The sequence below is a fragment of the Variovorax sp. VRV01 genome, from assembly GCF_014852545.1.
GTDB lineage: Bacteria > Pseudomonadota > Gammaproteobacteria > Burkholderiales > Burkholderiaceae_C > Variovorax > Variovorax beijingensis_A.
This window is the reverse complement of record NZ_JACVBS010000001.1, coordinates 694,382-716,036: the sequence shown is the minus strand read 5'-3', so window position 1 is coordinate 716,036 and position 21,655 is coordinate 694,382. Positions and strand designations below refer to the sequence as shown.

At 68.6% G+C, this 21,655-nt stretch carries 16 protein-coding genes; 5 read left to right on the top strand and 11 right to left on the bottom strand.

What is annotated here, in order from left to right; all coding sequences use genetic code 11:
- Positions 1-25 precede the first annotated feature (25 nt).
- The gene (locus IB278_RS03460; RefSeq protein ID WP_145745315.1) at positions 26-895 is read right to left on the bottom strand and encodes an HpcH/HpaI aldolase/citrate lyase family protein; all 870 of its coding nucleotides are present in this window, start codon (positions 893-895) and stop codon (positions 26-28) included.
- Between the two features lie 77 nt (positions 896-972).
- Here IB278_RS03460 and IB278_RS03455 point away from each other — a divergent pair, with 77 nt between their 5' ends.
- The gene (locus tag IB278_RS03455; RefSeq protein WP_186454211.1) at positions 973-1,869 is read left to right on the top strand and encodes a LysR substrate-binding domain-containing protein; all 897 of its coding nucleotides are present in this window, start codon (positions 973-975) and stop codon (positions 1,867-1,869) included.
- Between the two features lie 46 nt (positions 1,870-1,915).
- Here the strand turns inward: IB278_RS03455 and IB278_RS03450 are convergent, their stop codons facing one another.
- The 10 genes from IB278_RS03450 to IB278_RS03405 form a co-directional block, all read right to left on the bottom strand.
- Complete coding sequence (locus IB278_RS03450) at positions 1,916-3,088, bottom strand: BMP family ABC transporter substrate-binding protein (protein ID WP_145745318.1); 1,173 nt, start codon at positions 3,086-3,088, stop codon at positions 1,916-1,918.
- Between the two features lie 49 nt (positions 3,089-3,137).
- Positions 3,138-4,058 carry an ABC transporter permease gene (locus IB278_RS03445; protein ID WP_192322605.1) on the bottom strand — a complete coding sequence of 307 codons (921 nt, stop codon included), beginning with the start codon at positions 4,056-4,058 and terminating at the stop codon, positions 3,138-3,140.
- A gap of 358 nt (positions 4,059-4,416) precedes the next feature.
- Positions 4,417-5,568, bottom strand: coding sequence for an ABC transporter permease (locus IB278_RS03440; protein ID WP_145745322.1), 1,152 nt, complete (start codon positions 5,566-5,568; stop codon positions 4,417-4,419).
- A complete protein-coding gene (locus IB278_RS03435; protein WP_192322604.1) occupies positions 5,561-7,090 on the bottom strand; it encodes an ABC transporter ATP-binding protein in 1,530 nt (509 codons plus the stop codon). Before IB278_RS03435 ends, IB278_RS03440 begins: the two co-directional genes overlap by 8 nt.
- Positions 7,091-7,189: 99 nt before the next feature.
- Positions 7,190-8,473 (bottom strand): NCS2 family permease, encoded by a 1,284-nt coding sequence (locus tag IB278_RS03430; protein WP_192322650.1) that lies wholly within the window; start codon positions 8,471-8,473, stop codon positions 7,190-7,192.
- 176 nt (positions 8,474-8,649) lie between these two features.
- Positions 8,650-9,633, bottom strand: a complete 984-nt coding sequence (locus tag IB278_RS03425; protein ID WP_192322603.1) for a LysR family transcriptional regulator — start codon at positions 9,631-9,633, stop codon at positions 8,650-8,652.
- Positions 9,634-9,759: 126 nt separating this feature from the next.
- On the bottom strand, positions 9,760-12,210 hold the full coding sequence (gene xdhB, locus IB278_RS03420) for a xanthine dehydrogenase molybdopterin binding subunit (RefSeq protein ID WP_192322602.1): 2,451 nt from the start codon (positions 12,208-12,210) through the stop codon (positions 9,760-9,762).
- Between the two features lie 2 nt (positions 12,211-12,212).
- Positions 12,213-13,820: a xanthine dehydrogenase small subunit gene (gene xdhA / locus IB278_RS03415; RefSeq protein ID WP_192322601.1), complete on the bottom strand. Its 1,608-nt coding sequence runs from the start codon at positions 13,818-13,820 to the stop codon at positions 12,213-12,215.
- Between the two features lie 184 nt (positions 13,821-14,004).
- Positions 14,005-15,258 (bottom strand): Nramp family divalent metal transporter, encoded by a 1,254-nt coding sequence (locus tag IB278_RS03410; RefSeq protein WP_192322600.1) that lies wholly within the window; start codon positions 15,256-15,258, stop codon positions 14,005-14,007.
- Between the two features lie 98 nt (positions 15,259-15,356).
- The gene (locus tag IB278_RS03405) at positions 15,357-16,274 is read right to left on the bottom strand and encodes a LysR family transcriptional regulator (protein ID WP_192322599.1); all 918 of its coding nucleotides are present in this window, start codon (positions 16,272-16,274) and stop codon (positions 15,357-15,359) included.
- 79 nt (positions 16,275-16,353) lie between these two features.
- Here IB278_RS03405 and IB278_RS03400 point away from each other — a divergent pair, with 79 nt between their 5' ends.
- Genes IB278_RS03400 through IB278_RS03385 form a run of 4 tightly spaced genes read left to right on the top strand, consistent with a single transcriptional unit; the run spans position 16,354 to position 21,646 of the window.
- Positions 16,354-18,513 (top strand): indolepyruvate ferredoxin oxidoreductase subunit alpha, encoded by a 2,160-nt coding sequence (locus tag IB278_RS03400; RefSeq protein WP_192322598.1) that lies wholly within the window; start codon positions 16,354-16,356, stop codon positions 18,511-18,513.
- Positions 18,514-18,521: 8 nt separating this feature from the next.
- Positions 18,522-20,144, top strand: coding sequence for an indolepyruvate oxidoreductase subunit beta family protein (locus IB278_RS03395; RefSeq protein WP_192322649.1), 1,623 nt, complete (start codon positions 18,522-18,524; stop codon positions 20,142-20,144).
- 32 nt (positions 20,145-20,176) lie between these two features.
- Positions 20,177-21,166 carry a Bug family tripartite tricarboxylate transporter substrate binding protein gene (locus IB278_RS03390; RefSeq protein WP_145745341.1) on the top strand — a complete coding sequence of 330 codons (990 nt, stop codon included), beginning with the start codon at positions 20,177-20,179 and terminating at the stop codon, positions 21,164-21,166.
- Positions 21,167-21,211: 45 nt separating this feature from the next.
- Positions 21,212-21,646, top strand: coding sequence for an acyl-CoA thioesterase (locus IB278_RS03385; RefSeq protein WP_192322597.1), 435 nt, complete (start codon positions 21,212-21,214; stop codon positions 21,644-21,646).
- The last annotated feature ends 9 nt before the right edge of the window (positions 21,647-21,655 follow it).

The following is a 21,655-nucleotide window of genomic DNA, read 5'->3' as shown; positions in this document are numbered from 1 at the left end:
CCTGGTTTTATTGAAAGCGAAAGGCTCAGCCCGGCAGCAGGCCGAGGCTGCGCGCGCTCGCGACGATGGCGCGCGCGCGGATCACGAAGGGAATGTCGATCATCTTTCCGTCCACCACATAGGCGCCCGTGCCGCTGTCGTCGGCCGCGCGGGCGGCCTCGACCACCTTGCATGCGTGCGCGATTTCCTCGTCGGTGGGACGGAACACCTCGTTGGCGATGGCGATCTGGCTCGGGTGGATGCAGGTCTTTCCGAGGAAGCCGAGGTTGCGCGCCAGCATCGCCTCGGTACGGAATCCGTCGGCGTCCCGGATGTCCGCGAACGCGCCGTCGTAGGCATAAACGCCCGCCTCGCCCGCGGCGATCCGCACCGCGAACATCGCCTGCTGGATCGCGGCCGGCTCGCGCCGTGCAATGCCCAGCGGCTCGAACAGGTCGCCCAGGCCCAACTGCAGGCCCGCCACGCGCGGATGCGCGAGCGCAAGCTGCGCCGCGGTGCGCAAGGCCGCGGGCGCCTCGATGTTCAGCAGCAGGCCGATGGGCGCGGCCACGCCGTTGGCGCGCTCGGCGCGTTCGATCGCCTCGACCGCGCTGCGCACATGCGCCGGGCTTTCGGGCTTCGGGATGTTGATCAGGTGCACGCCGGGCCGTGCCACGGCCGCAACGTCCTCCGCGAAATGCGGCGTGTCCATCGCGTTGACGCGAACGATCACGGTCTTGCCCGATGCGGCCGTGCCGCCGTCCTGCAGCAGCTGCCGCACGGCGTCGCGCGCCTCGCCCTTGCGCGGCTCGGCGACCGCGTCTTCCAGGTCGAAACAGACGCTGTCGGCCGCGCTGCCCAGCGCCTTGGCGAACAGCTCGGGGCGCGTGCCGGGAACGAAGAGTTTGCTTCTCATGCGCCGCAGTGTGTGCGGTTCACGAGATCGGAAAAACACAGGCTCCCTATGATCAGATGATAGAAAATCTATCTTTCATGGAAACAGCCTATCTGCAAAGCTTTCTTCTGGTGGTGGAATCGGGCTCCATGTCGGAGGCCGCGCGCCGCCTCGACCTGACGCCCGCGGCCGTGGCGCAGCAGATCCGCACGCTGGAGCGCGAACTGGGCGCCCCGCTGCTGGCGCGCGCCGGCCGCACGGTGCAGCCCACCGAGGCCGGGCACCAGCTGGTGCAGCGGGCCCGCAACCTGCTGCGCGAGGTGAACGACATCAAGGCGCTGCTCGGCAGCGACGCGGCTGGCGGCGAGCTGCTGGTCGGCACCATCAACACGGCCATCCACAGCCTGCTGCCGGACATCCTCGCGCGCTTCGTGAAGACGCATCCCGGCGTCAAGGTGTTCCTGCAGTCGGGCACCACGGCCACGCTCTACAAGGCGGTGCAGCAGGGCGAGCTCGACGCAGCCGTGTGCCTCTACCCGCCCTATGTGCTTGCCAAGACCTTCGACTGGTCGCTGCTGCGCGAGGAGCCGCTGGTGCTGCTGGCGCCCAGCCGCCTCGCGCGGCGCGATCCGCACGAGCTGCTGCGGACCTCGCCGCTCATCCGCTACGACCGCAACCTGGGCGGCGGCAAGCAGGCCGACCGCTACCTGCGCGTCGCGGGCATCGTGCCGCAGGAGCGCTTCGAACTCAGCTCGCTGCTGGCCATTGCCATGATGGTCGACCGCGGCCTGGGCGTCTCGCTGGTGCCCGACATCGCCTCGCCGCTGCTCGACGGCCAGCGCGTGGCGAAGATCGCGCTGCCGCTGCCTTCGCAGCCGCGGCGCTTCGGCGTCCTGTGGCAGCGCGCATCGCCGCGCCTGCGGTTGATCCAGGGCTTTGTCGACAGCGCGCGGATGGTGACCGAAGGGAAGCCGCGCGGCACAGCCCACAAATGAAAAGGGCCGCCCGCAGGCGACCCTTTCATGCAAAGCGCTGCGCGCTTTACTTCTTGTCCCCGCCCGGCACCTTGCCTTCCACGCCCTTGACGTAGAAGTTCACGCCCGAGAGGAACTTGTCGTCGGCCACGGCATCCTTGGCAACCACTTCCTTGCCGTCCTGGCCCAGGATCGGGCCCTTCCAGATCACGAAGCTGCCGTCCTTCAGGCCCTTCTTCACTTCCTCGACCTTGGCCTTGGTTTCGGCCGGCACGTCCTCGGCGATCGAGACGATGTCGATGGCGCCTTCCTTCACGCCCCACCAGCTCTGGCCCGTGGCCCACTTGCCGTCGAGCGCGTCCTGCGTGGCCTTGATGTAGTACGGCGCCCAGTTGATGGTGGCCGAGGCCAGGTGCGCCTTGGGGCCGTAGGCGGTCATGTCCGAATCCCAGCCGAAGGCGCGCTTGCCCTTTTCCTGCGCGGTCTTGAGCACGGCCGGCGAGTCGGTGTTCTGGAACAGCACGTCGGCGCCGCCGTTGATGAGGGCGGTGGCGGCTTCGGTTTCCTTGGGCGGGCTGAACCATTCGTTCACCCACACCACCTTGGTGGTGATCTTCGGGTTGACCGACTGTGCGCCCAGCGTGAAGCTGTTGATGTTGCGCAGCACCTCGGGAATCGGCACCGAGCCGACCACGCCGAGCGTGTTGCTCTTGGTCATGGCACCGGCAATGACGCCGGCCATGTAGGCGCCTTCGTAGGTGCGGCTGTCGTAGGTGCGCATGTTCTCGGCGGTCTTGTAGCCGGTGGCATGCTCGAACTTCACGTCCTTGCTGTCGGTGGCCACCTTGAGCATCGGCTCCATGTAGCCGAAGGTGGTGCCGAAGATCAGCTTGTTGCCTTGCCCGACCATGTCGCGGAACACGCGCTCGGCGTCGGCGCCCTCGGGCACGCTCTCGACGAAGGTGGTCTTGATCTTGTCGCCGAATTCCTTCTCGAGCGCCTTGCGGCCGTTGTCGTGCGCGAAGGTCCAGCCGCCGTCGCCCACCGGCCCGATGTATGCGAATGCGATGTTGAGCGGCGCCGCCGGTGCCGGCGCGGCGGCAGCGGGCGCCGGCGCCGGTGCGGGGGTTGCAGCCGGTGCAGCCGCTTCCTCTTTCTTGCCGCAGCCGATCAGGGCCGCCGAAGCGACCGCCGTGAGGGCGGCCAGCTTGAGCAGGGAGCGCTTGTTCAGATCATTCATTGTCGGAAATCCTCAAAAAGGACAGGTTGGCGGAAATCGAGAAGCGAGATTATGAGCCGGGGTAGAACGGTTTTCCGATGGAAGCCGGCATGTTGATGCGGATGAAGGCCGGGTTGCGCGAGATCAGCGCCAGCACCACGATGGGTGCGATGTACTGCAGCATGCTGAGGAACTGCGGCGGCACGTCGACGCCGCTGCTCTGCAGGTGGAAGCCCAGCATCGAGACGCCGCCGAACAGGTAGGCACCCAGCAGCACGCGCATCGGCCGCCAGGTGGCGAAGGTGGTGAGCGCCAGGGCGATCCAGCCGCGGCCCGCGACCATGCCTTCGACCCACAGCGGCGTATAGACGGTCGACAGGTACGCTCCCGCCAGCCCGCACAGCGCGCCGCCCGCGATCACCGCCATGAAGCGGATGCGCCGCACCGGATAGCCGAGTGCATGCGCCGACTCGGGCGATTCACCCACCGAACGCAGCACGAGCCCGGCGCGGGTGCGGTAGAGAAACCAGATGAGGCCGAAGGTCAGCACCACGGCGAAGTACACCATGGGGTGGTGGCGGAACAGCGCGGGTCCGACGAGCGGAATGTCGCCAAGCACCGGCACCGCGTACGACACGCTCTCGGGCAGCTTGGCCTGCACGAAGTTGATGCCCACGAACGCGGAGAAGCCGACGCCGAACAGGCTGAGCGCGAGCCCCGTGGCGTACTGGTTGGTGTTGAGCCAGATCACCAGCACGCCGAAGAAGGCCGCAAGCAGTGCGCCGGCCGCCATGCCGGCCAGGAAGCCGAGCCAGGGGTTGTGCGTGATGACGACCGTCGCAAAGCCGGCGATGGCGGCGCAGAGCATCATGCCCTCGGCACCCAGGTTGACGATGCCGGCCTTTTCGTTGATGAGGAGGCCCAATGCCGCAATCGCGAGCACGGTGCCGGCGCTCAGGGTGGAGCCCAGCAGGAGTGCGTAGCTGTCCATTTTTCAGTTGCTCCGGCGCGGGTTGCTGTTGTTCGAGCGGATGCGTTCTTGGCGCTCTTGTCCAGGGCGCGTGCACAGGCCACCGGGTACTCCCCTCCGCGAATGTCCCCCGCCTTCGGCTCCTCCTTGATTTCGCTGCGGGGAGCACCCGATGTCCTGTGCACGATGGGCGCAGCGCTTGTGCTGGCCGATCAACGACCGCTCCGACCAACGATCACGTCGATGGGGTGCCTTGCGCAGCGAAATCAAGGAGGAGGCCGAAGGCCGGGGGACATTCGCGGAGCAAGGCACCCCGTCGGCGGGATCGCGCCCCGAACAAGCACGCACAACGCGTTGAAGCAAGAAGCAGGCGTTCATCCTAGAGCGCTCCTTCGGTCGAATGGGCAGCCGGCGCCGTCAACGGCGTGCTGGCTTGCAGCGAACTCGTCGTCATGCTGGAGGCCACCGCCTTCGCAGCGGCCTTGCGGCGGATGCGGTAGGCAATGAGCGTGTCGCAGGCCAGCAGCGTGAAGAGCAGCAAACCCTGGAACACGCCCGTCAGCGACTTGGGCAGGCCGAGACGCGACTGCGCCAACTCGCCGCCGATGTAGAACATGCTCATGAGGATGGCCGAGAACACCATGCCCAACGGATGCAGACGGCCGACGAAGGCCACGATGATGGCCGCGAAGCCATAGCCCGCCGGCACGTAGGGCGTGAGCTGGCCGAGCGGGCCCGCCACCTCGAGCGCGCCCGCCAGGCCCGCCGCGCCGCCCGAGGTCAGCAGCGCGATCCAGATTGCGCGCCGTGCCGAGAAGCCTGCATAGCGCGCGGCCGCCGGCGCGAGCCCGCCGACCTGCTGAGCGAAACCGGCCCGCGTGCGGAACAGGAACACCCAGAGCGCGCCCACGCCCAGCAGCGCGATGATCAGTCCGATGCTCACGCGCGAACCCTTGAAGAGCCGCGGGATCTGCGTCACGGCCTCGAAGGTCTTCGATTGCGGAAAGTTGTAGCCCTGCGGATCCTTCCAGGGGCCGAACACCATGTAGCCGAGCAGCAGCGTCGCCACGTACACCAGCATCAGGCTCACGAGGATTTCATTGGCGTTGAACCGGTCGCGCAGGAAGGCCACGATGCCGGCCCACAGCATGCCGCCGACCGTGCCCGCAACGAGGATGGCCACCACGATCCACGAACCCGTGGTCTTGTCGGCCATCAGCGCGACGCCGCCCGCGGCAATGGCGCCGAACACGAACTGGCCCTCGGCGCCGATGTTCCAGACGTTGGAGCGGAAGCACACCGCCAAGCCGAGCGCGATGATGAGCAGCGGCGTGGCCTTGATGGTGAGCTCGCCGATCGCGTAGCCGCTCTTGATCGGTTCGTAGAAGAACACCAGCAGGCCCTTGACCGGGTCCTTGCCGAGCGCCGCGAACAGCGCCACGCCGATCAGCACGGTGATCAGCAGCGCCAGGATCGGCGAGGCAAAGGTCCAGAAGCGCGACAGCTCCGGGCGGGGTTCGAGCTTAAGCATGGGTCGCCTCCTTGTTGTTGTTCTTCTTCTCCCAAAGGCCGCTCATCCATTCGCCGATCTGCGGCAGCGTGGCGGCCGCGCGGTCGATCGAGGGCGAGAGCCGGCCCTTGGCAATCACGTGCAGGCGGTCACTGATGTCGAACAGTTCGTCGAGCTCCTCGCTGACCACCAGCACCGCGCAGCCGGCATCGCGCAGCGCGAGGATCTCGCCACGGATGAGCGCGGCCGCGCCCACGTCCACGCCCCAGGTCGGCTGCGACACGATGAAGAGCTTGGGGTTGGCGTCGATCTCGCGGCCGACGATGTACTTCTGCAGGTTGCCGCCCGAGAGCGAGCGCGCCGCAGCATTCGGGCCGCCGGCCTTGACGTTGAAGCGCTCGATGATGGCCCGGGCATGCCTTTCGAGCGCCCCGGTGCGGATCCAGCCGCCCCGGCCCACCGCATTGCCGCGCGTGAGCAGCAGGTTGTGCGCAAGTCCGAGCGTGGGCACCGCACCGCGGCCCAGCCGCTCCTCGGGCACGAAGTGCAGGCCCATGGCGCGCCGCGCGCGCGGCCGCAGCCGGCCGGCCGGCTTGCCGAACACCTGAACCATGGCGGGCTCGGCGCGCACGTCTTCGCCCGAGAGCGTGTAGAGCAGTTCCTTCTGCCCGTTGCCGGACACGCCCGCAATGCCGACCACCTCGCCGGCGCGCACCTCGAACGAGATGCCGTCGAGATCGACGCCGAACTGGTCCTCGCGCGCCAGCGCGAGCCCGTTCACGCGCAGCGCCACCGCGCCCGCATGCACCGGCCGGTGCTGCAGGGGCGGCGGCTCGCTGCCGATCATCAGCCGCGAAAGCGATTCGTTGCTTTCGTTCTGCGGATTGCACACGCCCGTGACCTTGCCGCCGCGCAGCACCGTGCAGGCCGTACACAGCTCGCGGATCTCGTGCAGCTTGTGGCTGATGTAGAGGATGCTGCAACCTTCCGACGCCAGCTTGTTGAGCACACCGAAGAGCTTGATGACCGCCTGCGGCGTGAGCACCGAGGTCGGCTCGTCGAGGATCAGCAGCTTGGGGTTGGTGAGCAGCGCGCGGATGATTTCCACACGCTGCATCTCGCCCACCGACAGCGTGTGCACCGGCCGCGAGGGATCGATGTCCAGGCCGTATTCGCTGGCCTTGGCCGTGATGCTGCGCGCCACCTCCGCCAGCTGCAGCGACTTGTCCAGGCCCAGCCACACGTTCTCGGCCACGGTGAGCGTGTCGAACAGGCTGAAGTGCTGGAACACCATGCTGATGCCCAGCGCCCTCGCCTGCTGCGGGTTGCGCAGGGTGACGGGCTGGCCGTCGAAGGTGACCGTGCCTTCGTCGGGCTTGACCGAGCCGTAGATGATCTTCATCAGCGTCGATTTGCCGGCGCCGTTCTCGCCAAGCACGGCATGGATCTCGCCGGGTGCCACGGCCAGCGAGATGTCGCTGTTCGCCACCACCGCGGGGTAGCGCTTGGTGATGTTCGCGAGCTGGAGTCTGGGGGTTGTCATGCCGGGTTTCGTGGGTTTGTCTCGTTCAACAGCAACAAGCGGGGGCAGCTATGAGTTTAATAGCGTCCCCCGTCCATCGGCGCCCGACGGCGCTCCCCCTCAGTGTCCGCCGATGTAGGCGAACTTGAACAGGAAAATCGCCGCGATCACCCAGACCATCGCATGCACTTCCCGTGCCCGGCCGGTGCAGAGCTTGAGCACCGCGTAGGTGATGAAGCCGAAGGCCAGGCCATTGGCGATCGAGTAGGTAAAGGGCATGGCCAGCGCGGTCACGGCCGCAGGGATCACCTCGGTGGTGTCTTCCCAGTCGAGCTCGACCAGGTCGCGCAGCATCAGGCAGCCCACGAAGAGCAGTGCCGGCGCGGTGGCATAGGCCGGCACCGAGCCCGCGAGCGGCGAGATCATCAGGCAGGCCAGGAACAGCCCCGCCACCACCACGGCCGTGAGGCCGGTGCGCCCGCCCGCCTGCACGCCGGCCGCGCTTTCCACGTACGCCGTGGTGCTCGAGGTGCCGAGCAGCGAGCCCGCGAAGATCGCGCCGCTGTCGGCCAGCAGCGCCTTGTTCATGCGCTCCATCTTGCCGGGCACCAGCAGGCCCGCGCGCTTGGCCACGCCCATCAGCGTGCCGGTGGCGTCGAACATCTCGACCAGGAAGAACACCAGCACCACGTTCAGGATGCCGCCCTTGAGCGCGCCCAGGATGTCGAGCTGCATGAAGGTGGGCGCGATCGAAGGCGGCGCATCGAACACGCCATGGAACTTATTGCCGCCGAAGAAGAACGACAGCACCGTCACCAGCATGATGCCGATCAGGATGGCGCCGCGCACCTTGAGCCGGTCGAGCGTCACGATCACCAGGAAGCCCAGCGTCGCCAGCACCACCGGCGCCGAATGCAGGTCGCCCAGCGTGACGAAGGTGGCCGGCGAGGCCGCGACCACGCCCGCGCTCTTGAGCGCGATGAGCGCGAGGAACATGCCGATGCCCACGGTGATCGCCGTTCGCAGCGACTGCGGTATGCCCTGGATGAAAAGCTCCCGCAGCCCCGTGACCGTGACGATCAGGAACAGCGTCCCCGAGATGAACACCGCGCCCAGCGCCACCTGCCACGTATAGCCCATGCCCAGCACCACCACGTAGGCGAAGTAGGCGTTCAGCCCCATGCCCGGCGCCATGGAGATCGGGTAGTTGGCATACAGGCCCATGATCAGCGTGCCCAGTGCCGCGATCAGGCAGGTGGCCACGAAGACCGCGCCCTTGGGCATGCCCGCGTCACCGAGGATCGACGGGTTCACGAAGATGATGTAGGCCATCGTCAGGAAGGTGGTGAGCCCTGCGATGACCTCGGTGCGCACGGTGGTGTTGTGCTCGGTCAGCTTGAACATGCGTTCAAGCCAGTTCGCGCCCTGCGGCGCGCGGCGCGCGGCTGTCCCCGAGGCGTGGGGATCGGTGACCTTGGGCACCTCTTCAAACCTGTTCATGTCGCTTGTCTCCAGCTGTTGTATGTGGCGGTTCGTTCAAACATGCCTCGGCCGCGACGCCGGCGCGGCCGAAGGACTCGTCAAGGCGGGTCGGGGGCCTCGGCCGCGACGGCCCGCGAGGCCGGCGTGGTGAAGGCGGGCCGCAGCGAGGCCGCCACGTCCTTGATGCATTCGCGCAGCCAGCGCGCGGAACTCGACGAATGGGTGCGCTCGTGCCAGAGCTGGTAGTACATGAGGCGCGGCAGCGCCACCGGGCATTCGAGGATCTTCACCGGCAGGCGCGTGGCGAAGCGCTCGCAGTACTGGCGCCCGGTGGTGAGCACCAGCAGGCTCGAGGCGACCATGTCCGGGATCAGGCTGAAGTGCGCGCAGCGCGCCGTGATGTTGCGCTGCCGGCTCAGCTCGTCGAGCATCTGGTCGATGATGCCGCGCCCGCCCGGGTGCATGGGCGTGGGCGCGATGTGCTCGGCCGCGAGCCAGGTCTCCAGGTCCCAGCCGCGGCGCACCGCCGGGTGGTCCTGGTTGACCAGCGACACCACCTCGTCGCCGAAGAGCCGCGCCATGTGCAGGTCTTCGGGGGGCTTCAGCCAGTTGCCGATCACCAGGTCGACCTGGCCCAGCGCCAGATGGCCGTGGTAGTCCGAATCGGGCGTGAGCGCATGGATCTCGATCTGGCACAGCGGCGCCTCGCGCTTCACGTGCGCCACCAGCATCGGCAGGAACAGCGGGTCCATGTAGTCGCTCGCGGCGATGCGGAAGGTGGTGGCCGCCGACTGCGGCTCGAAGCCGCGCGCATCGGAGAACAGCATCTCGGCCGCGCGCAGGATGCTCGCGGCGGGCTCGATCATGCGCAGCCCCGCATCGGTCGGCACCATGCCCGAACCCGAGCGCACCAGCAGCGGATCGCCCGAGAGTTCGCGCAGGCGCTTCAGCGCGGCCGAGACGGCCGGCTGGTACATGCCCAGGCGGATGGCGGCGCGCGAGACGCTGCGGTCGGTCAGCACGGTGTGAAGCACCCTGATCAGATGAAGATCGATCTTGTCGAACAGCGCCTGGTCACGCATGGCGTCCCCCTCGGGCAGCGGGCCGCACCAGCGGCCCGGCACAGCCGGTTCCGCGGTGTTTCGCGAAGAGGACAAGGGCGTGGGGCATTGGGAGGACTTTGGACATGCGCCAAAGTCTACGAGTGGCTAGGCGGACTGGACGGCGGTGATGGCGCGAAGGATCGATTCGCTCGTGGCCGGCGCCTTCAGCGGTGGATCGACCCGGTGGCCGCCGGCCGCCGACACGGCGTCGCGGATCGCGAAGAACACCGAGAACGGCAGCAGCAGCGGCGGCTCGCCCACGGCCTTGCTGCGGTGGATCGAGTCCTCGAAGTTCTGGCCTTCGAACAGGCGCACGTTGAAGACGGGCGGGCAGTCGTTGGCCGTGGGAATCTTGTAGGTGCTCGGCGCGTGCGTGGTGAGCTTGCCGCTTTGCGGATGCCACACCAGCTCCTCGGTCGTGAGCCAGCCCATGCCCTGGATGAAGGCGCCTTCGACCTGGCCGATGTCCACGGCCGGGTTCAGCGACTTGCCGGCGTCGTGCAGGATGTCGGCGCGCAGGAGCTTCCATTCGCCGGTGAGCGTGTCAACGATCACCTCGCTCACCGCCGCACCGTAGGCGTAGTAGTAGAAGGGGCGGCCCTGCATCCTGTCCTTGTCCCAGCTGAGGCCCGGCGTGGCATAGAAGCCGTCGGACCAGAGCTGCTTGCGGTCGAGGTAGGCCTCGCCCACCACGGTGCTGAAGGCCAGCGAGCGGCCGTTGACCTCGACCTTGTCATTGGCGAAGCGCACCTCGCTCGCCTTGCCGCCATGGCGCTCGGCCGCACTCTCGGCCAGGCGCTCGCGGATCTGGCGTGCGGCATCCTGCGCGGCCTTGCCGTTGAGGTCGGCGCCGGTCGATGCGGCGGTGGCCGAGGTGTTGGCCACCTTGGTGGTGTCGGTCGCGGTGACGCGCACGCGCTCGAAGCTCACGCCCAGCTCGTGAGCCACCACCTGCGCCACCTTGGTGTTGAGGCCCTGCCCCATTTCGGTTCCGCCGTGGTTCACCAGGATCGAGCCGTCGGTGTACACATGCACCAGCGCGCCGGCCTGGTTGAAATGCTTGACGTTGAACGAGATGCCGAACTTGAGCGGCGCGAGCGCCAGGCCGCGCTTGAGCACCACGCTCTTCCGGTTGAAGGCCGCGATCTCTTCGCGCCGCGCACGGTAGCCGCTGCTGGCTTCGAGGTCGGCCACCAGTTCGTGGACGATGTTGTCGGTCACGGTCTGGCGGTACGGCGTGACGTTGTTCTGGTCCTTGCCGTAGAAGTTGACGCGTCGCACGTCGAGCGGATCGCGGCCCAGCGCGCGCGCCACCGAGTCCATGATGTTCTCGACGGCGATGGCGCCCTGCGGCCCGCCGAAGCCGCGGAACGCGGTGTTGCTCTGCGTGTTGGTCTTGCCGGAGAAGCCGTGCATGGCCACGTTGGGCAGCCAGTAGGCGTTGTCGAAGTGGCAGAGCGCGCGGGTCATGACGGGGCCCGAGAGGTCGGCCGAATGGCCGGCGCGCGAGACCATGGTGATCTCCGCGCCGAGGATGCGGCCCTCGCCGTCGTAGCCCACTTCATACTCGTACCAGAAGCAGTGGCGGCGGCCGGTGACCATGAAGTCGTCGTCGCGGTCGAGCCGGAGCTTGACCGGGCGCTGCAGCTGCCGTGCCGCGATGGCCGCCACGCAGGCGAACAGCGCCGACTGCGATTCCTTGCCGCCGAAGCCGCCGCCCATGCGTCGGCATTCCACGTGCACTTCGTTCGACTGCAAATGCAGCGCATGCGCCACCAGGTGCTGCATCTCGCTCGGGTGTTGCGTCGAGCAGTGGATGTGCAGCGCGCCGCCTTCCTTCGGAATGGCGTAGCTGATCTGGCCTTCGAGGTAGAACTGCTCCTGCCCGCCCACGTCGAGCGTGGACTTGTGGCGGTGCGGCGCCTGCGCGATGGCGGCGCGCACGGCGGCCTCGTCGCCTTCGTTGGCGCTGCCGCCGCTGCGCACGATGTGCATCGGCGGCACCACGTACTGGCCGCGCGCATGCGCCTCCTGCGGCGTGAGCACGGGCGGCTGCGCCTCGATGGTCATCGCATCCTTGGCCTTGGAAGCGGCGCGGCGCGCGGCCTCGCGCGTCTCGGCGATCACGGCGAACACGGGCTGGCCGAGATAGCGGATCTGGCCGCCCTCGCTCACGGGCAGGAGGATCGGATCGTCGTGCACGATCGAGCCGCAGTCGTTGGTGCCCGGAATGTCGTCGGCCGTGAGCACCGCGACCACGCCGGGCATCGCACGGATGGCGTCGAGCGACAGCGCCGTGACGCGGCCGTTGGCGGCCGGCGACAAGCCCAGCGCGCAGTGCAGCGTGCCGGTGATCTCGGGAATGTCGTCGATGTAGGTCGCCTCGCCGGCCACGTGCAGGTGCGCCGACTCGTGCGGCCGGCTGATGCCGACACGCGCGCCAAGATCATGCGCGATCGCTTCGGCCACGGGGTCGATGCGCGCGGCGGTGTTCTTCAGGTAGTCGGCAAAGGCCTCGGCGGGCTGCAGCAGGCGGGCGTCGATGGGTTTGTTCATGGTCAAGCTCCTTCGGCCGCGGCTTTGACCGTGGCATGAGGCATCACGCTCCACACGCTGGTTTCTTCGAGGGACAGCGGGTCTTCGGCCCGGGTTTCGAGCCAGAGGCGCTGGATCAGGTTCTGCGCCACCTGCAGCCGGTAGTCGGCCGAGGCGCGCATGTCCGACAGCGGCTTGAAGTCCTGCGCCAGCGCGAGCTTTGCGGCGGCGACGCTGGCCTGCGTCCACGGCTTGCCGACGAGCGCGGCCTCGGCGTTCGCGGCGCGCTTGACGATGGCGGCCATGCCGCCGAAGGCGAGGCGCACGGCCTTCACGGTGTCGCTGCCCTGCTCCAGCTCGATCGCAAAGCCTGCGCACAGGGCCGAGATGTCGCAGTCGAAGCGCTTGCTGATCTTGTAGGCGCGCACCTGGCGGCGCATGGCCGCGAGCGGAACCGCCAGCCCCTGCACGAACTCGCCCGGCTGCAGCTGGTTCTTCATGTAGTCGATGTAGAAATCGGGCAGCGGCATGCGGCGCAGCACGTCGCCGCGGCGCAGCTCGATCTCGGCATCGAGCGACATCAGCACCGGCGGCGAATCGCCGATGGGCGAGCCGTTGGCCACGTTGCCGCCCATGGTTCCGGCATGGCGGATCGGCGGCGAGGCAAAGCGCAGCCACACGTCCGCGAGGCTCGGCACGCGCTGCACCAGGGCTTCGAAGGCGGCTTCGAGCGAGGCGCCGGCGCCGATGTAGAGCTCGCCGGCACGCGTTTCGATGGCCTTCATTTCGGCCACGTCGCCCACGTAGATGATGTCGCCGAGGTCGCGGAACTGCTTGTTGACCCAGAGGCCGACGTCGGTCGAGCCGGCCAGCAGCTGGGCGCGCGGCTTCTGCTCGCGCAATGCGGCGAGCTGGGCGATGGTTTTGGGGGCATGGAAGTGGTCGACGCGGGCGCCGAGCGGTGCCGCGTAGTCCAGGCCGTCGTTCTGCAAGGCAGTGAGCGCCGCCACCACGGGCTTCGTATCGAGCCGCACGGCCGGCAGGTCGAACATGCGCTGGCCCGCATCGAGGATCGGCCGGTAGCCGGTGCAGCGGCAAAGGTTACCCGACAGTTCGTCGGCCAGCTGCTGGCGCGTGGGCTGCGTGCCCTCGGCCTGGTGGTGCTCGTAGGCAGACCACAGCGACATCACGAAACCCGGCGTGCAGAAGCCGCATTGCGAGCCATGGCAGTCGACCATCGCCTGCTGCACGGGGTGCAGCGTGTGGACGGCGTGCTTCTTGTCCTGCGGTTGGACGGCCGTGCACTGCGCCTTCAGGTCTTCGACCGTGAACAGCGCCTTGCCGTGCAGCGTCGGCAAAAACTGGATGCAGGCGTTGACCGTCTGCAGTTGCAGTCCGCCGACCGTGCCCGGCGCGTTGGCGTCGCTGGCCAGTTCGCCGATCACCACGGTGCAGGCGCCGCAGTCGCCTTCGTTGCAGCCTTCCTTGGTGCCCGTGCAGTGTGCGTCCTCGCGCAGCCAGTCGAGCACCGAGCGGGTCGGATGGACGCCGCTGACGTCGACGATCCTGCCGCGGTGGAAGAAGCGGACGGGTTGCGTGCTGTTGTTGTTGCTGCTGCTCTCTGTGCTCATGCTCTTTGGCCTCGTGGGCGGCCCGGTTTTCCCGGCCAAGCCTGGACGTTAGCCGCTTGTGCCCCCGCCCACATACCGCAGGAGCCATATTGCGTATGTGGACGCGGGTATGCGGCCTAGGGGGAAACCCTGGAGAGCGAGAGCAATTCCCGGGCCATGGGCGGGGCCGCGCGTGCGACTCGCGTCAGCGCACCAAGTCCCACCCCATCATCAGGGCGGCGAACCCCATCAGCGCCGTGCCGCCCCAGCCGAGCCATCGCGTGCGGCGCCCCGAGGTGAACACGCCCATCACCTTCTCGCGCGTCACCAGGACCATCATCGCGGCCATGATCGGCACCGCGACCACGCCGTTGATCACGGCACTCCAGTAGAGCGCCTTCATCGGATCGATCGGCGTGAAGTCGAGCGCGGTGCCCACCAGCGTGGCCACGGCGATGATGCCGTAGAACTCCTTGGCCTCGCGCCAGTGCCGCTCCAGCCCTTCTTCCCAGCCGAAGGCCTCCGCCACCGCATAGGCGGCCGACGAGGCCAGCACCGGCACCGCCAGCAAACCGGTCGCGATGATGCCGCCCGCGAAGAGCCAGAACGCAAAGTCGCCCGCCAGCGGCCGCAGCGCCTCGGCCGCCTGCGCCGCCGAAGATACGTCGTGCACCCCCGCCGCGAACAGCACCGCCGCCCCCACCACCATCACGAAGAACGCGATCAGGTTCGAGAAGGTCATGCCCAGCCAGGTGTCGAGCCGCACGCGCCGCAGGTCGCGCCACACCTCCTGGTCGGTGCCGCGCCGCCCGCCCTTGAGCCGGAGCTCCTCGACTTCCTGCGAGGCCTGCCAGAAGAACAGGTACGGCGAGATGGTGGTGCCCAGCAGCGCCACGATCATCATCCAGTAGCTGCCGCTCCACTGCAGCCGGGGCACGACGAGGTCGTGCAGCACACGGCCCCATTCCACCTGCACAGCGAACACCGCCGCCACGTAGGCAAACAGCGTGAGCGTCAGCCACTTGAGGATGTGGGCCAGCTTGCGGTAGGGCACGAACACCTGCAGCAGCACCGTGACCACGCCGAAGATCATCGAGAGGAAATGCGCCCCGCCGCCCACCACCAGCTGCAGCGCCTCGCCCATGGCCGCGATGTCGGCCGCGATGTTGATGGTGTTGGCCACCACCAGCAGCGCCACCAGCACGAACAGAAAACCCCGCGGCATGTGCTCGCGCAGGTTGGCCGCCACACCTTTGCCCGTGACCCGGCCGATGCGCGCCGACACCAGCTGGATCGCCACCATGAACGGCAGCGACAGGAACACCGTCCAGAGCAGGCCGGTGCCGAACTGAGCGCCCGCCTGGGTGTAGGTGGCGATGCCGGAGGGGTCGTCGTCGGCCGCACCGGTGACGACGCCAGGCCCAACGTGGCGCAGGAACGACGGAATACGTTTCTTCATGTGTGCCTCGATGGTGGCATGCCGAGCCTGACTGCCAGATGATCTTTCGCAGTCGCCCGCTAAAAAAACGCGCCGCTCCTGCGTCTTTCCTTCTTCGCTTATCCGGCCCGCTCGGAAAACAGCGCCGTGATCACCTGGCGCAGCCAGCGGTTTGCCGGATCGGCCTCGAAGCGCTTGCTCCAATGCAGCGACACCGTGAAGTCGCGCAGCGGGAACGGCGGCTCGACGATGGCGTAGCCGCCCTCCTCGGCAAAGCCGCGCGCGATGTTGCGCGGCATCACCACCGCCAGGTCGGTGGCGCGCACGATGGCCGGCAGCACCATGAAGTGCTCGGTCGTCAGGCGCAGCCGGTCTTCGAGGTTCAGCAGCTGCAGGATGCGCAGCGTCTCGGCGTGCGTGCGCACTGCCACGTAGTCGAGCTCCTGCAGGGCCTCGAGCAGCGCCTGCCCGCTGCGGCGCCGCTTCACGAACGGGTGGCCCTTTCGCAGCAGCACGATGTAGCGGTCTTTCAGGAGCTGGGCGCGCTGCGTGTCCTTCACCTTGGGCAAAAAGCCGAAGGCGAAGTCGACCCGGCCGCTGTCGAGCGCGGTGGCGATGTCGCCGGTGGCCAGCGGCATGGTCTCGACGCGCACGCCCGGTGACAGCTCGCGCAGCCGCACCATCAGCGCCGGCAGGAAACGCCCCTCGCCGATGTCGCTCATGTGGATGCGAAACAGCTTGCGTGAGGCGGCCGGGTCGAAGCGCTCGGGCTCGGCCAGCGCCTGTTGCAGCATGGCCAGCGCCGCCTGCACCGGCACCGCCAGCCGCTCCGCCCGCGGCGTCGGCGCCACGCCGCCGGGGGTGCGCGTGAAGAGCGCATCGCCCAGCAGCAGGCGCAGCCGCGTGAGGCCATGGCTGGCCGCCGGCTGCGTCAGGCCCAGGGCCTCGGCGGCACGGCTCACGCTGCGGGCGCGGAAGACCGCATCGAAGAGCCGCAGCAGGTTGAGGTCGAGCTTTTCGATATGCATGGAGTTCATGTTGGATAGCTGGCTTATTTTATTGATGTATGGCGGCGCGCCGACCACACTGCGAGACCCCCAGAAAAAAAGAGACACGATGGAAGTTTCATTCAGCAAGGAAGTGGAGACGCTGCGCCTCGGCGCAGGCGACACCTTCCACGGCGAGGGCATCCTCGCGATCACCAAGGGCCTGCTGCAGTCGGGCGTGGCCTACGTCGGCGGCTACCAGGGCGCACCGGTGTCGCACCTGCTCGACGTGATGGTGCAGGGCAAGGCCTACATGGACGAATTGGGCGTGCACGTGGAGGCCTGCTCCAACGAGGCCTCGGCCGCGGCCATGCTCGGCGCCTCCATTCATTACCCGCTGCGCGGCGCGGTCACCTGGAAATCGATAGTCGGCACCAACGTGGCGGCCGATGCGCTGTCCAACCTGTCGTCGCCTGGCGTGACCGGCGGCGTGCTGGTGGTGGTGGGCGAGGACTACGGCGAAGGCGCCAGCGTGATCCAGGAGCGCACGCATGCCTATGCGCTCAAGTCGAGCATGTGCCTGCTCGACCCGCGGCCCGAGCTGGGCGTGATGGTGCGCATGGTGGAAGAAGGCTTCCGCCTTTCGGAGGCCTCCAACATGCCCTGTCTGATGGAACTGCGCATCCGCACCTGCCACGTGCGCGGCAGCTTCGAGTGCAAGGACAACATCGCGCCCGCCGTGTCGACCCGCGCGCTGATGAGCGAGCCCGCGGGCTTCGACTACATGCGGCTCGCGCATCCGCCCGTCACCTTCCGCCATGAAAAGCTCAAGGGCGACGAGCGCATTCCGGCCGCACGGCGCTACATCGTCGAACATGCGCTCAACGAGCTGATTCCGGGCCGCGCCCATGCCGACCTCGGCATCGTGGTGCAGGGCGGGCTCTACAACGCGCTGATCCGCAGCCTGCAGCAGCAGGGGCTGGCCGATGCCTTCGGCAGCACCGAGATCCCGATCCTGGTGCTCAACGTGACCTACCCGCTGGTGCCCGAGCAGGTGGCCGACTTCTGCGTGGGCAAGCGCGCGGTGCTGGTGGTGGAGGAAGGCCAGCCCGAATACATCGAGCAGGACATCGCCACCTTGCTGCGCCGGCGCGACATCCAGACGCCGCTGCACGGCAAGGACATGCTGCCTTCGGCCGGCGAATACGGCGTCGAGGTGCTGTCGGGCGGCCTGGGCGCCTTTGCGGCGAAGTACATCGAAGCCGGCGAGGCTTCGTCTTCCGCGCAGGCCTGGCTGGCCGGCAACCGCGCGCGCCGCGAGGCCGTGGCGCGCCAGCTTGAGACGCCGCTGCCCAACCGGCCGCCGAGCTTCTGCATCGGCTGCCCCGAGCGCCCGGTGTTCTCGGCCCTGAAGCTCGCGCAGCAGGAGACGGGGCCGGTGCACATCGCGGCCGACATCGGCTGCCATGCCTTCGGCACCTTCGAGCCCTTCTCGATGGGGCATTCGATCCTGGGCTACGGCATGAGCCTAGCGAGCCGCGCGGGCGTGGCGCCGATGATGAACCGCCGCACCTTGTCGATCATGGGCGACGGCGGCTTCTGGCACAACGGCCTGCTCACGGGCGTGCAGAGCGCGCTGTTCAACGGCGACGACGCGGTACTGCTGATCTTCAAGAACGGCTACACCTCGGCCACCGGCACGCAGGACATCATCTCCACGCCCGACGACGAGATGAAGGAGCGCGCCGTCGACAAGCAGCAGAGCCTGGTCGACAAGAACCAGACCATCGAGGCCACGCTCAAGGGCCTGGGCGTGCAGTGGATGCGCACCGTGACCACCTACGACGTGGAGCGCATGCGCAAGACGCTGACCGAGGCGCTCACCAGCGACTTCAACGGCCTGAAGGTGGTGATTGCCGAAGGCGAATGCCAGCTCGAGCGCCAGCGCCGCATCAAGCCCTGGATTGCCGGCCTGCTTCAGCGCGGCGAACGCGTGGTGCGCGTGAAGTACGGCGTCGACGAGGACGTGTGCAACGGCGACCACGCCTGCATCCGCCTGTCGGGCTGCCCCACGCTCACGCTCAGGGACAACCCCGACCCGCTCAAGGTCGACCCCGTCGCCGCCGTGATCGACGGCTGCGTGGGCTGCGGCCTGTGCGGCGAGAACGCGCATGCGGCCACGCTGTGCCCGAGCTTCTACCGCGCGGAGGTGGTGCAGAACCCGAAGTGGCACGAGCGCCTGCTGCACGCGTTGCGCGGCGCCGTGGTGCGCGCGCTGCAACCTGCATGAAATACAACATGGAACAGAACCGCCCCATCACCCTCCTCGTCTGCGCCCTCGGCGGCGAAGGCGGCGGCGTGCTCACCGAGTGGCTGGTCGACATCGCCCGCCACGCCGGCTACGCCGCGCAGAGCACGTCGATTCCCGGCGTGGCGCAGCGCACCGGCGCCACCACCTACTACATCGAGGTGTTCCCGGTGCCGATCGCGCAACTCGGCGGCCAGCGCCCGGTGTTCAGCCTGAGCCCGGTGCCGGGCGCGCTCGACGCCATCGTGTCGTCGGAGCTGCTCGAGACCGCGCGCCAGATCGGCAACGGCATGAGCGCGCCGCTGCGCACGCTGGTCATCAGCTCGTCGGCGCGCATCTTCACCACCGCCGAGCGCATGCAGCCCGGCGATGGCCGCGCCGATGCGCAGCGCCTGCTCGACGTTGTGAAAGCCTTCAGCCGCGAACACCATGTGTTCGACATGAACGCCGTGGCGCGCGAGACCGGCACGGTGGTCAGCGCGGTGATGCTCGGCGCCATCGCGGGCAGCGGCCTGTTTCCGTTCCCGCGCGAGGCCTATGAACACGTGGTGCGCGGCGGCGACGCGCGCGCGCCCGAGAAGCTCGGCAAGATGGCTGCAGCCAGCCTGCGCGGCTTCGCGGCGGGCTTCGAGGCCGTGGGCACGCCGCGCGCGCAGGCCGCCTTCGTGAGCAGCGTGCTGGCCGCCGACACGCGCGACGCGCCGCCACCGCCGCGCGCATTGCCGGACGAACTGGCGCGGCGCTTTCCGCCCGCCGTGCACGACATGCTTGCGCTCGGCCATGCGCGCGTGCTCGACTACCAGGACGCTGCCTACGCCGCGCTCTATGCCGAGCGGCTGGGCCGGCTGCTCGATGCCGAGCGCGCCGCCGACCCGGCCGGCGCACAGGGCTTTGCCATCACCCGCGCAGCCGCGCGCTGGCTCGCGCTGTGGATGGCCTTCGACGACATCGTGCGCGTGGCCGCGCTCAAGGGCCGCGCCAGCCGCGCACAGCGCGTGCGGCAGGAGGTGCGCGCGGCCGACGAAGACATCGTGAAGGTCTACGACCACTTCAAGCCCGGCGCGGCCGAGTTCGCCGCGCTGCTGCCGCCGGGCCTGGCGCGCCGCGTCACCGCATGGGACCGCGGCCGGCAGGCGCGCGGCCTCGCGCCCTGGGCACTGCCGTTGAAGGTGGGCAGCCACTCGGTGCTCGGCATGGCCTCGCTGCGCCTCTTGTCTTCGCTGAAGTGGCTGCGCCGCCGCGGCCATCGCTTTGCCGAGGAACAGGCGCTGATCGAGCGCTGGCTCGCGGCGGTGGAAGCCGGCACGCGCGAAGCCTGGGTGCTGGGCCATGAGCTGGCGCTGTGCGGACGGCTCATCAAGGGCTATGGCAGCACCAACGAGCGCGGCAAGGAAAACCTGCTGCACGTGATCGGCGAACTCGCAGGCCGTGCAACGCTCGCCGCGCCGGCACGCGCCGAGGCGATTGCCGCAGCGCGCGAAGCAGCCCTGGCCGACGAGGGCGGCAAGGCGCTCGACGCCGCGCTGGTGCGCCACGGTGCCGCACCGCGGCCGGTGCAGGCGCAGCCCATCCGCTGGATGAGGCGGCCGCCGTCCACCGCCGGCCAACCCTGATTCCACGACAAACAACCCAGGAGACACCACCCATGCCCCACCACGCCCTTCCCTGGCGGCGACGCCTGCTGCTCACCGCCGCCTGCGCGCTGCTGGCCTGTGCGCAAGCACCGGCACATGCCGACACATGGCCCGCCAAGCCGATCAAGGTGGTCGTCAACTTTCCGCCCGGCGGCGCCGCCGACCAGATCGCGCGCGCGGTCTCGCAGCCGCTGCAGGAGGCACTCAAGCAGCCGGTGGTGATCGAGAACCGCGCGGGCGCCAACGGCAACGTCGGCGGCGAGGCGGTGGCGCGCGCACCGGCCGACGGCTACACGCTGCTCATGAGTTCGGGCGGCATGGTGTCGGTGAACCCGCATCTGTATTCGCGCATGAGCTTCGATCCCGCGAAGGACCTGGTGCCGGTGGCGGCGGCCGCGCGCGTACTGGTGTTCCTGGTGACCAGGCCCGCGCTGCCGCCCACCAACATCCGGGAGTTCATCGCGTACCTCAAGGCCAGCCCGGGCAAGCTGTCGTACGGCTCGCCGGGCAACGGCAGCTCACCGCACCTGGCGGGCGAGATGTTCAAGAGCCAGGCCGGCGTCTTCGCGCTGCACGTGCCCTACCGCGGCGCGGCGCCCGCGCTGCAGGACCTGCTGGCGGGCCAGATCGACTATGCGTTCGACCCGGGCATCGGCCTGCAGCAGGTGCGCGCGGGCAAGCTCCGGCTGCTGGCGGTGGGCAGCCCGCACCGCTCGCCGCAGTTCCCCGACGTGCCCACGCTCGACGAGGCCGGACTGCGCGGCTTCGACGCCGACACCGTGTTCGGCTTCTATGCGCCCGCAGGCACGCCGCCGGAGGTGGTGGCACAACTCAACGCGCAGATCAACCGCGCGCTCGCACTGCCGGCCGTGAAGGAACGCATCGCCTCGCTTGGCGGCGAAGCATTGCCGGGCTCGCCGGCCGATTTCCAGCGGCGCGCGGCGGCCGATTCGCAGCGCTTCGGCGCGCTGATCCGCGACCGCAAGATCGTCGCGGATTGAGCGCGCGCATCGCCCCCCGTGGCCGCCGACGGCGAGAATGAACCGATGAGCAGCAACAGCAAAGAGATCACCTACACCGCACGCGTCGAGTTCGGCGACTGCGACCCGGCCGGCATCGTCTGGTTCCCCAACTTCTTCCGCTGGATCGATGCGGCCTCGCGCCACTTCTTCGCCGAATGCGGCGTGCCGCGCTGGGAAGAAACGGCGCAGACGCTGGGCGTGATCGGCACGCCGCTGGTCGACACGCACACGCGCTTCGTCAAGGCCGCGAGCTACGGCGACACGCTGCAGATCGCGGTGCGCATCACCGAATGGCGCGACAAGAGCTTCGTGCAGACCTACCGCGTGCTGCGCGGCGACGAACTGATCCTCGAATGCGAGGAGGTGCGCATCTTCGCGGCGAAGCGCGAAGGCGGCGGCATCCGCGCGGTGCCCATTCCACCCGCGATCCGCGCGCTCTGCGACGAGGCCGCATCTTAGAATGGCCCG